8 protein-coding genes, 1 tRNA gene and 2 pseudogenes are annotated in these 11649 nt (G+C 59.2%); 5 read left to right on the top strand and 6 right to left on the bottom strand.

The window, feature by feature from the left end:
• The 6 genes and pseudogenes from ABYM29_RS12415 to ABYM29_RS12440 form a co-directional block, all read right to left on the bottom strand.
• Positions 1–204 (bottom strand): annotated as a pseudogene (locus ABYM29_RS12415) (hypothetical protein); the annotation flags it as partial.
• A gap of 3 nt (positions 205–207) precedes the next feature.
• A pseudogene (locus tag ABYM29_RS12420) lies at positions 208–363 on the bottom strand (Arm DNA-binding domain-containing protein); the annotation flags it as partial.
• Positions 364–637: 274 nt separating this feature from the next.
• Positions 638–714: transfer RNA gene (locus tag ABYM29_RS12425), tRNA-Pro, on the bottom strand.
• A gap of 77 nt (positions 715–791) precedes the next feature.
• Positions 792–2030 (bottom strand): acetyl-CoA acetyltransferase, encoded by a 1239-nt coding sequence (locus ABYM29_RS12430; RefSeq protein ID WP_372865087.1) that lies wholly within the window; start codon positions 2028–2030, stop codon positions 792–794.
• Between the two features lie 4 nt (positions 2031–2034).
• Complete coding sequence (locus ABYM29_RS12435; protein ID WP_372865088.1) at positions 2035–3744, bottom strand: AMP-binding protein; 1710 nt, start codon at positions 3742–3744, stop codon at positions 2035–2037.
• Positions 3745–3818: 74 nt separating this feature from the next.
• On the bottom strand, positions 3819–5291 hold the full coding sequence (locus ABYM29_RS12440; RefSeq protein ID WP_372865090.1) for a carotenoid oxygenase family protein: 1473 nt from the start codon (positions 5289–5291) through the stop codon (positions 3819–3821).
• Positions 5292–5423: 132 nt separating this feature from the next.
• Here ABYM29_RS12440 and ABYM29_RS12445 point away from each other — a divergent pair, with 132 nt between their 5' ends.
• From ABYM29_RS12445 to ABYM29_RS12465, 5 genes are all read left to right on the top strand, one after another.
• Positions 5424–6392 carry a winged helix-turn-helix transcriptional regulator gene (locus ABYM29_RS12445; protein ID WP_372865091.1) on the top strand — a complete coding sequence of 323 codons (969 nt, stop codon included), beginning with the start codon at positions 5424–5426 and terminating at the stop codon, positions 6390–6392.
• The gene (locus ABYM29_RS12450) at positions 6389–7399 is read left to right on the top strand and encodes a hypothetical protein (protein WP_372865092.1); all 1011 of its coding nucleotides are present in this window, start codon (positions 6389–6391) and stop codon (positions 7397–7399) included. Before ABYM29_RS12445 ends, ABYM29_RS12450 begins: the two co-directional genes overlap by 4 nt.
• A 167-nt stretch (positions 7400–7566) precedes the next feature.
• Positions 7567–8196, top strand: a complete 630-nt coding sequence (locus tag ABYM29_RS12455; RefSeq protein WP_372865093.1) for a TetR/AcrR family transcriptional regulator — start codon at positions 7567–7569, stop codon at positions 8194–8196.
• Positions 8193–9080 (top strand): DUF1295 domain-containing protein, encoded by an 888-nt coding sequence (locus tag ABYM29_RS12460; protein WP_372865094.1) that lies wholly within the window; start codon positions 8193–8195, stop codon positions 9078–9080. The genes ABYM29_RS12455 and ABYM29_RS12460 overlap by 4 nt, the downstream gene beginning before the upstream one ends.
• A 132-nt stretch (positions 9081–9212) precedes the next feature.
• A complete protein-coding gene (locus ABYM29_RS12465) occupies positions 9213–11471 on the top strand; it encodes a TonB-dependent receptor (protein ID WP_372865095.1) in 2259 nt (752 codons plus the stop codon).
• Positions 11472–11649: the final 178 nt, after the last annotated feature.

An 11649-nucleotide genomic window follows, 5' to 3' on the forward strand; every position in this document is an offset into this window, starting at 1 on the left:
CACCGACAGCAGTTCCGGCGCCATAATCGACGCAATCGGCCGACTTCCAATGTAGGGGTAAAGGTCTTTTTCCAAAATTCGCCCGGTGCGTTCGCGGTAGCTTTCAGATTTTTCGCCCATGTGCTGGTTAAACCACTCTCGCCCAATGGCTTCAAAACTTTCCGCCGCGGCGATGTGGCGCGTGAGCCGCTCCACTTTCCGCACTTCACCAGGGTCTATCCCCTTTGCCAGCTTGTCACGAGCCTCTAAGTGCTTCTGGCGCGCGAGCTTCAGCGAGACATCGGGATAGACCCCCAACGCCAGGTTCTTCTCCTTGCCTGCGAAGCGGTACTTGTAGCGCCAGTATTTCGTGCCGTTGGGATTTACAAGGAGATATCAACCACCGCCGTCGAATAGCTTATAGAGCTTTTCTTTGGGTTTCGCCTGAGACACTTCCACTGCAGTAAGGGGCATCAGTCTTCTCCACGCCACGGGCGGGGGTACCTGGCTTTCACAAACACCACATACCCCCATAATTACCCCCAAAATCAGGGGTATGCTATAGGATTTTGCCGGACAAACATGGACGAAGTATAAACAAAAAACCCCTGTTAAACAGGGGCTTAGGGATGCTATAGGACAGCGGCGGAATTGTTTTTGGTCGGAATGAGAGGATTCGAACCTCCGACCCCTGCCTCCCGAAGGCAGTGCTCTACCAAGCTGAGCTACATTCCGAACTGCGCTGAATTCGCCGGCTGCGGCGAGGGCGCTAACTATAACAAAGCCTCTGGTGGCGCTCAATATGTTAGCGGCTAGGCCTCGCGGCTGACGATCAGGCTGGCGCAGGTGGTGGCGCTGCCGCCGAGGTTAAAGGTCATAATACTGCGGGCATTGTCGATCTGGTAGTCGCCGGCCCGGCCGCTGACCTGTTTGTAGGCGTCCAATGCCATGCGCACGCCGGTGGCGCCCACTGGGTGACCGAGGCCGATCAGGCCGCCACTCATGTTGACCGGTAGTTTGCCGCCCGGGGCGATGTCGCCATTTTCAATGGCGCGCCAGGCCTCGCCGGCGGGGTAGAGTCCGCAGTGGTCGAGGATCATATACTCGGTAATGCTGAAGCAGTCGTGCACCTCCAGGCCGTCCACCTCGCTTATCTCACGCTTGCCAGCGCGCGCCAGGGTTTGCTGAAAAAGGCGTTGAATATGCGGGAAGACCGTCGGCTGATCGGCGCTGATGCGCAGCTTCTCCTCGATAGAGATCGGGGCGTTGATATGTCCCCAGCCGTCGATATAGGGCAGGCTGTCGACGCTGATATTGCGGGCCTTGGCGTATTCCCGGGCGCGCGCCGCGGTGGCCAAAAACACCACGGCAGCGCCGTCGCTTATTTGGCCGCAGTCCTGGCGGCGAATATTGCCGCTGATGACCGGGTTGGCGTCGTTGTCGTCGCTGAAGCTGCGCGCGTTGAACTGCCAGTTGCGACTCTGGGCGTTGGGATTGCGTTTGGCGCTGTTAAAGTTTTGCTCGGCGATGGCGTAGAGGTGGGCCTTGTCCAGGCCGTAACGGCGCTGGTATTCATCGATTAAATTGTCGAAGGCGCAGGGCCAGACATAGGGGGTGTTTTGCCATTCGCGCTCGGCCCAGGCGGCGGGCCGCAAATTGTTGGCGGCGTCGTCGCCGGGCACATTGCGCATAATCTCCAGCCCCAGCACGCAGGCCAGCTGATAGCGGCCGGCCTGCAGGTCGGCCATCGCCGCCAGCAGCGCCATTGACCCCGAGGCGCAGGCGGCCTCGTGGCTGGAGGCGGGCAGGTAGCGCATGGCCGGGTCGACATGGCCGAAGAAGCCGCCCAGTTGTGCCTGGCCGGTAAACAGCGCGGATACAAAGTTGCCGACGTGGCCCACCTCGATGTCGCTGGCATCCAATTGGCTGCTCTGCAGGCCACTGCGCACCGTGTCGATAAACAGGCTGGCGACATCGCCGCCGCGACGATAAACGTTGTCGGCGAAGTCGCTTTGGTGGCCGCCGAGAATGTAGATGCGCGGACTGGTCATGGTGCTAGGCCTCAACTGCTTGGGCTTCGTTGCGCAGTTCTTTGCGCAAGACCTTGCCGACCGGGGTCATCGGCAGTTCGTCGCGAAACTCAATGTATTTGGGGATTTTATAGGCGGTCAGTTGCTCGCGGCAGTGAGCCAAGAGCGACTCTTTGGTCAGCGCCGGGTCGGCCGGCACCACGAAGAGTTTTACCGCTTCGCCGGTTTTTTCATCTTTCACGCCGATGGCGGCGGCGTATTCGACCTGCGGGTGTTCCAGCACGACGTTTTCAATTTCGTTGGGGAAAACATTGAAGCCGGACACCAGCACCATATCCTTGAGGCGGTCGACAATGCGCACCACGCCTTTGTCATCAATGGTGGCGATGTCGCCGGTGTGGAACCAGCCGTCCTTGTCGATGACTTCGGCGGTGGCGTCGGGACGTTGCCAGTAGCCTTGCATCACCTGGGGGCCTTTTACGCAAAGTTCGCCGGGCTGGCCCAAGGGCAGCTCATTGCCGTCGCTGTCGATGGTTTTCAGTGCGGTGTTGGGCACCGGCAGGCCGACGGATTCAGGATTGATATGCGCACCTGCGCCACTGGCGCAAACCACGGGTGAGCACTCGGTGAGGCCGTAGCCCTCGGCGATGCCGCAGCCGGTGAGCTGACGCCAGCGCGCGGCGGTGTCGGTAGCCAGGGCGGTGCCGCCAGAATTGGTGGCTTTTAGACCGCTGAAGTCTAGCTTTTGAAATTCGGGGTGCTTAAGCAGCGACACAAACAGGGTGTTTAAGCCGACAAAAACATTGATCTGCCAGGGCTTGAGGGCGCGGATAAACATACCGGCATCGCGTGGGTTGGCGATCAGGATATTGTGCTGGCCGTTGTAGGCGGCCGACATCAGGTGCATGGAGAAGGCGTAAATATGATAGAGCGGCAGCGGGGCGACAATGTTTTCGCTGGCGGACTGGTCGAACAGCGGCGTGCCGTCGTCGTGAGTTTGCTCCAGGATGCCGTTGATCTGCATCATATTGGCGATCAGGTTGCCGTGGCTGAGCATCGCGCCCTTGGCCACGCCGGTGGTGCCTCCGGTGTATTGCAGCATCGCCAGGTCGTCGCGCTGCGGCGTCACCTGCTGGCGCGGCGGCGCCTTGCCGCCCAGGGCCAGCACCTTGCGCAGCGCGATCTGCTGAGGCAGTTGGTAGGGCGGCACCATTTTTTTGACATGGCGGGCAATAAAGTTAAAGGCCAGGCGTTTACCGGTAGGTAGCAGGTCGCCGAGGTTGGTGACAATAACGGTTTCGATGTCGGTGTCGGCGATCACTTCGGCAACGCTGTCGCCGAAGTTACTCATAAACACCAGCGCTTTAACGCCGGCATCTTTAAACTGGTGGCGCATTTCGCGAGCGGTGTACAGCGGGTTGGTGTTAACGATCACCAGGCCGGCGCGCAGCGCGCCGTAGAGCACCACTGGGTATTGCAGTAGGTTGGCCATTTGAATGGCGATGCGATCGCCGGGCTGCAGTGTGGTGTGGTGTTGCAGATAGCGGCAGAATTGGTCGCTCAGACGGTCGATGTCGGCGTAACTCAGCGTGTGGCCAATACCGGTAAAGGCGCGCCGGGGGCCGTATTGCGCAAAGGCCTGCTCGATAATTTCCAGCACATTGTTGTAGGCGTCTGTGTCGACGCTGTCGGGAATGCCCGGTGCCCGCAGGCCGTTCCAGAAAGATGCGTCCATATTTTTTCCCCCGCTATTATTATTTCTGATTGCCGCCGCTTTGCGGCGGCGTAGCCCTACAGACTACCAGCGGTTCAGGTTTTTTGGTATGCGCGTGTGCTGGGGCCGTCGGCCCAGGTGGCGTGGGTGCCGCTGCTGATGCGGTGGGGCAGAATAATGCGACACACCGGCCCGGCCTCGATGTCCTTGGCGTCGATCAGCACACACTCTGAGCGGTCCGCTTCCATGTCGGTGATAAAGCTGACGAGATAGCCGTCGTCTTCATCCTTGGCGTTGACCCTGGGGGCGAAAGGGGCCTCGCTGCCATAGCGCTGCTCGCCAAAGGGCAGGCTCCAGGATTCGCCGGTTTCCAGGTCGTGCTTGACGACGCCGGAGAATAGAAACATACCGGGCTGGTTCCACACCGAGTAGAGGTAGCGCGATTTAATGCCGGCATAGCGCTGGTTAAAGGTGCCGAATTCCAGCACGCGCTCGTCCAGGTGCTGCTCGCTGACCTCGCCGGTTTTAAGATTGAAGCGCCAGCGATGCAGTTTGCTCTGCAGTGAGCAGAGGTCGATGTTGGCCATCATTTTGCCAGCGGCGCGGGGCAGACCGGGCAGGGGCTCGGGGTCTGGGTTGTCTTGGAAATACCCGTCCAGCACGATCTCGTCGCCGTCTTCGTAGGCATTCATCCAGTGCAAAACATAGGTGGGCGCAGCCTCAAACCACTGCACGTCGTCGGCGCTGCCATAGCGCGGCAAAATCGCGAAACGGCTGGGCATCTCCGGGTGGTACTCGGCGTGGTAGCGACCCTCTTTGAGGCGCTCGGGATTCCAGAACATTGGCAGGTCGGCGAGGATGGAGTAGTTCTCGGTAAAGGCCATGTCGTGGGGCAGGCGCGGCCCGGGGGTGGGCAGCGGGGTGTAGTGAACCAGCTTGTTGTTGCCATCCACCACGCCATAGTGCTGGTAGGGCGGGTAGGTAGAGTAGTTGAAAAACAGCATCTCGCCGCTGCGCTCGTCGACTTTGGGGTGGGCGGAAATACCGTCTACCGGTGTCCAGCCCTCGGCGCCGCGTTGTTCCAGAGTGAAAGGGTCCAGGCGATAGCCGTCGCCGCACTGCCAGAAGGTCGATAACACTTGCCCGGCGTGGACGACCACATCGGTGGACGAGGCATCTTTAACGGCGCCCTGGGCGCCCCAGCCGGGGCGCTTGGACATTTTGGGATTGTTGGCAATGCCGGCCCATATGGCCTCGCCAGCTTCCTGCTCGGCTTCGAAGCCCTTGGTGCGCACAAAGCGGTTGCGGTACTCGGCTTTGCCGTCTTTAAACACCATGGCGTGCAGCATGCCGTCGCCGTCGAAGGGGTGGTAGTGGCCAATGGCCTCCATCACCGGGTTTTCGGTGTTGCGAATATAAACGCCATCGATGTCGTCGGGAATGCGGCCAATCACTTCCAGTTCGGTGGCGGTCACCTCGTCGAAATTGGGGGTCCAGGCGCCGTTGAGATAGGGATGAATACTGGGCTTGAGGTTGTGTTTGACGGTGTTTTTATAGGTAATCGCCATGGTGTGTGTGTCCTGTGGCTGGCAAATTAGTTAATTGCATTATGAGACTAAAATGTCTGTTGTCAATATCGATTGGCTGTTTCGCCTCGCGCTTTGTCTCTATACTGAGCGGCTTGTTAGAGCCGAGAGCCTATGGATATCAATCACTTAATCGTTAACAGCAGCATTGCCAGGGGGCTGGATGTTGTCGGTGATCGCTGGTCTTTGTTGATTCTGCGCGATGCCTTTCTGGGGCGTCGTCGTTTTGAGGAGTTTCGGCGCTACACCGGCGCCAGTCGCGCGACCCTGAGTCGTCGCTTGAATGCCCTGGTTGATGAGGGGGTGCTTTATAAACAGGCCTATGGCGAGGGCGCGACACGCTTTGAGTATCGCCTCAGCGACAAGGGGGTAGCGTTGTTTCCGGTGTCGCTGTTGGCGTGGCAGTGGGAGTTGGAATGGGGGGGCAGCGAATACCGCGAGGCGCTGCCCTATACCTTGATCCACCAGCGCTGCGGCCAGGCTTTAAAACCCTCTGCGGTTTGCGGTCATTGCCAGCAGGAGATTGCGCTGGGTGAGCTCGATCTGCCGGAGACCGCTCTGGACTCTCAAAGTCAGTTGGCGGAAATCAAGTCACTGAGCCGTCAGCGGCGGGTGCGGGCCAGCCAGTTTCGCGGCGATGAAGACTTGACCATGGCCGGCATTAGCGACCTGATCGGTGACCGCTGGACGCTGTTGATTTTAATCTGTGCGTTTTTTGGCGCCCGGCGCTATGACGGATTTTTGCGGCAGCTGGGCATCGCCTCGAATATTTTAACGGCGCGGTTGAATTTGTTGTCGGAGGTCGGTGTATTCGAGCGCTATCACTATCAAGACAAACCGCCGCGCAGCGAGTATCGCCTCAGTGCCAAGGGCTTGTCGCTGTATCCGATCATCATTGCACTGCGCCAGTGGGCCGTCGACTGGCGCCCGGCTGGCGAGGTGATGACCTTGCGGCATAAGCGCTGTGGCAAGCCGCTGGTGTTGGAAGTGCAGTGCGGCAGTTGCGGTGATGCGGCGCAGCGCCGGGAGGTGGAGTTTGCGCTACAGGCCGCCGAGAGCGTGAATAGGGAGGGCGGCGGATGAGGGGAATGCTCGGTATTGTCGGCTCTGTGCTGTTGTTGATGGCCTGTAATGGTGGCGACGGCGACGGCGACGGCGACGGCGACGGCGGCGGCTCGGGCCGTGTTGCTGCGCCGGCCAGCTGTCTCAGTGCGGACTGCGGCAGCAAGCAGCGACTGGTGGATATTCCCGGCGCTGAGAACCTGTTTTTCACCGACGCTGGCCGCCTGTTTGTCACTGGCAATGACAATATTTACGAGCTGCTGAGCACCAGCGGTGGCTATGTAGCACAGCCGCGTTCGGCGGGCACTGCCGGTGGCAGTGGCTTTGGCGGCATCGCCCAGCGCGGCAATGTGCTGTATGTCAATGTCTTTGACGACGGCGGCCTGTGGGCCGCGGAGTTGAATGATGCGCCCGAATTTTCGTTGATCCATGCGATGGGGCTGGCCTCGCCCAACGGCCTTAGCGACGGTCCTGACGGCGAACTGTATGTGGTGAACGGGCCGCTGATCGCCGTGGCGGGACTGCCCGACCCCAAAGTCGTGCGCCTGCGTTTTGCCCCAGAGGATGCCATGCAGGTTGTGGAACAAGTCGACTGGTTGGCGCTGCCAGGGCTGCAGCCCAATGGCATTGCCCGACGCGGTCGCAGCCTGTTTATTAGCGCCAGCCGGCTGTTGCCGCCCAGTCCCGGCCTGCTGCTGAGGGTGGAAATTGCTGCTGATGGCCAAGCCAGTGAGCCGGAAGTGCTATTGGAATTCAACAGTATTCCCGACGACCTGAGCGTGGCGGGTGATGCGCTGTTGTTGAGCTTCTTTAGCGAGGGCGCGATCGCGCTGGTCAGTGATCGCGGTGAGCTGCTGAGTCGCAGCGCCGCGCAAAGTTTCGACAGCCCGAGTCAGCTGCGTATGGGCCGGCCGCCACTGTTCGACCCGCGGGATGTGCTGGTCACAGAAAAGGGCTTGCTGCTGGCCAATCCCTCCTCCTACGGCAATGCACTGTCGATATTTCGGCGCCACCGCGGGGGCGGTTAGCTGCGCTGATCGACCCAGTGGCGAGGTACGTACATCAACCCGACGGCGTGAGCTGTCGGGTTTTTTTTGGTGGCCTGATCAAAATTAGGGTTGCAATTTATTTTTATGTAAGAAACTATAGTTGTTGTCTAGTTTTATAAAAATAACTGTATTTGGATGATAGTGATATGCCGAGTCTTAGTGGGGATGTTGCGGTGAGTGGCCCCATTCGTAAAAGCGAGCGCACCCGCCTGGCATTGCTCAATGCCCTGCGCGCTGAGCTACAGGCGACTGGCAGTTACAGCGCTGAGTCGGTCACGCGTCGCGCGGGCAGTTCTACGGCGACCTTCTACAACCATTTTGAATCCAAGGACGAGGCTTTGGACGCGGCGTTTGCGCTGCTGATGAGCGAGTTGCTGAGCATGGTGGAAAGCGGTCTCAGTATTGAGCTGGTCTTGGAGCGCGGCTTGCACGGTTTTGGCGAAGACTGGCTGCGCAAATGTGTGCAGTTTTTTCGGGCCAACAGTGTGCTGTTTCGCGCGGCCCAGGCGCGATCGCTACTGTCGCCGGCGATAGAGGAAATCTACGCTCACAGTGAGGCGCTGGCGATTAGTCACTGCGAACGCTTTATTCGTTTGGGGCAGGCCGCCGGCGTGTTTCGTGAGGGCGAGGCCGCCGCTATGGCGAGGGGGATGATGATTTTGGCTGAGGGTTATAACAATCCGGCGGTGCTGCGTTTGAGCGCTGGTGATGGTTTACACGATGAGCTGGTTCGCTGCGTCGTGCAGTTATTGGCAACGACAGGAGAAACGCTGTGAAGAGAATATTGTTGTCCTTAGTAATCGTCGCGCTTTGTGTGCTGATCGCGCTGGCGCTGGCCTTCGCGGGCGGCAGTGCCGGCGGCGCCAGCCTGGGTGCTTATCCGCTGATGCTGAGCTGTGCCGCGCTGGCCTTCGGCGTGCAGTGGCTGGTGTATATCCCCTCGTATGTGTATCAAACCGAACACTACTACGACCTGACGGGCAGCATGACCTATATCGCGGTGGTGGCACTGGCGCTGTTTGCCGGTAGTGGCAGCTTGGCCGAGGCGGCGCCGCGCGCGCTGCTACTGGCGACCATGGTACTGCTGTGGGCGCTGCGTCTGGGTCCGTTCTTGTTTCGCCGGGTTAAACAGGCGGGCAAAGATGGCCGCTTTGATCAGATCAAGCCATCGTGGTCGCGCTTTTTGGTGACCTGGACACTGCAGGGGCTGTGGGTGTTTGTCACGCTGGCGGCAGCGCTGGCCGCCATGACCAGTCCCCGAGCGCCCAGCCTGGATGCCTGGGCGCTGGTCGGCGGTCTGCTGTGGCTGTTGGGCCTGGGCTTGGAAGCCGTGGCCGACGCACAGAAGTCGGCCTTCAATCGCCAGCCCGAAAATGCCGGCAAGTTCATCAACATTGGCTTGTGGCGCTGGTCGCGTCATCCCAATTACTTCGGCGAAATTCTGCTGTGGCTGGGGGTGGCAATTGTCGCGGTGCCGAGCCTGCAGGGCTGGCAGTGGGCGACCATGATCTCGCCATTGTTTGTGGTGATTCTGTTGACCCGCATCAGCGGCGTGCCGCTGCTGGAAAAGCGCGCCGATGAAAAGTGGGGCGGTCAGCCAGACTATGAGCGCTACAAGGCGACGACGCCCTCGTTGCTGCTGAGGCCGCCCCGCCAATAAGCAGGTTTTAATCCATACCGGGTTTCTGCAAGGGAAGGTGTCGGAAACAAATCCTTTTGCCGCCGCGCTGCGGGGGCGGGACCAGCTGCGTTTTGCGGATTTGCAAGGCGCCTGGCCGCTAGGAGTGAGTTTATGAAAAAGCGAGTTTGTGCACTGTTGTTGTCATTGGTCGCCAGCGAGGGTTTGGCGCGGGCGCCGGTACTTGAAGAAGTGATTATCACCGCGCAAAAGCGCGAGGAAAGCTTACAAGACGTGCCCATTTCACTGGTGGCAATGTCGGCGGAAATGATGGCCGATGCCAATATTGGCAACATGGAAGACATCTCCAATTATACGCCCAACCTCAGTGTTTTTAGTCACGCACCTTTTACCAGCTTGCAGGTGCGCGGTTTGGGCTCCCCCTTTGATAAGGGCTTTGAACAGTCCGCCGGCCTGTTCCTCGACGGCGTGTACTTAGGTCGCCTAGCGTTTCTCGATGCCGCCTTTCTCGATGTTGCGTCCGTGGAAATTCTGCGCGGCCCGCAGGGCACCTTGTTTGGCAAGAACACCATCTCGGGGGCAATCAGCATTCGTTCTAAGCAGCCGAGTCAGCAGCTGGAGTTTTCTGGCGAGGCGATCGGCGGTGACGAAAATCTAGAAAAATACAGTGTGACGGCCAATGTCCCACTCAATGACCGTCTGGCGCTGCGCGCCTCTGGGATGGTGAACCAGCGCGATGGCGCCGTCTACAACACCACCCTGAATCGCGATGAGGGCAGTGTCGATTCGCGGATCGCCCGCCTGCAGCTGCGCTGGGATATTCTCGATTGGCTGGATATGACCGTGTCAGCAGCTGATACCAATCAGGAGTTCCGCCTCGGCAGTTTTCAGGTGCAAACCGCAAGCGATGAACAGTTTCAGCTGATGCAGTTTTACGATCCGCGGGTGGAAATGGACCCGTCTAACGAAATCAGCTCCCAGGACTACCCGGCCGAAACCTACCAGACCGGTAATAAATTCGATATTCGCCTGAACGCCCAGCTGTGGGGGCATGAATTTTCCTGGATCAATGCCTTGACCACGCTGGAGGAGGAGTCCAATAGCGATTTGGACTTTTCGCCGATACCGCTGTTGTACTTCCTTAATGGTGAGGATTATGAACAGTTGAGCACCGAGCTGCGCATTGTTTCACCGCTGGGCATGCTGGATGGCAAGTTTGACTATGTTGCCGGTGTCTATGCCGCGCAGAGCGATACGCAAATCAAGGTTATTATCGATGCCGCGCCGCGCCCGGAAGATTTGCTCACCGGTTTGTCGGCGACCGGGGTGGCGGTGGGGCCGCTAGACCCGGTGTTGGCTTCGGTGGTGGGCGGTGGCCCGGGTGAGCGCCTGCTGATCGATGGCGATCAGCAGAACTTCAGCACTGCGGCTTACGCACAGGCCAGTTGGCATTTTAATACGTCGTGGTCGCTGACCGGCGGTATTCGCGTGTCTCGAGAAATTAAGCATGTCGATCAGCAGCTGCAAATGTTCACTGGCGGAACCGATGTCGATGGCCCGGTGTTTACCCAGCTGGTAACGGCGGAAGAGTACCGTTTAATCGACAAACGCGTTGATGAAGATGTTAGCCCTAAACTGTCGCTGAGCTGGATGCCGGCCGATGACCTGACTTTTTATGGCAGTGTGGCCGCGGGCTTTAAAAGTGGCGGCTACAGCGGCTCGGCGGTGCGTGCGGAAATTACCGAAGTTGAGCCGGAGGGTTCGCTGACCTACGAGGTGGGGGCAAAGACCCGCTTGTTTGACGGCGCCGCCTCGCTTAATTTTGCGACGTTCTACACGGAGTTTGACGACTTGCAGCTCACTATCTTTGAGGGCAATGTCAGCCGTATTTCCAATGCGGCGGGGGCGATTTCCAAGGGCGCGGAATTGGAGTCCGCCTTTGTCACCCCTTGGGGAATCTCTGGCAATTTGGCCGTTGCCTATCTGGACGCCAGCTTTACTGATTATCAAAATGGCCCCTGCCCGGCCGGGGAGGAGACGCCCTGCGATTTAACTGGTCGGCCATTGGCCAATGCGCCGCTGTGGAAGGCCAATTTCAGCCTGAATTACTTTCACGACCTCTGGGATTTGCCCATCGGTTTACTGGTGGGGGTTGACCTGCTCTACGAAGACGACAAATTTCTGCAGGCCGACCAGGACCCGATTGATTTTCAGTCGGAGTACGGCACCTACAATTTGCGCATGCGTTTGAGCGATGACGACGAGCAGTGGTCAGTACAGGCCTTTCTGCGCAATGCCGGTGACAAGCATGCGCTGGAAGGCAGCGGCGATATTCCGACCTTGTCGGGCGCGCATTTTGGCAAGGCGATTGCGCCGCGCCAGTTGGATGTGAGCTTGCGGTTTACTTTTTAGTGCGGGGCGGGCGGCGCCACAAAGCTGGCGCCGCCGTTTTTTCAGGGGATGAGCTCGGCCGCATTGAGGTCGACGCAGTGCTGCAGATGGCGCTGAATCATTGTCAGGAACATGCGATCGCTGCGCTCTTCCGCGGCGCTGAACATGGCGCCCAGCACGGTAATCATAATGCCGTGCA

Origin of the sequence: Spongiibacter sp. (assembly GCF_041602295.1) — a bacterium.
In the GTDB taxonomy this organism is placed as follows: Bacteria; Pseudomonadota; Gammaproteobacteria; order Pseudomonadales; family Spongiibacteraceae; genus Spongiibacter.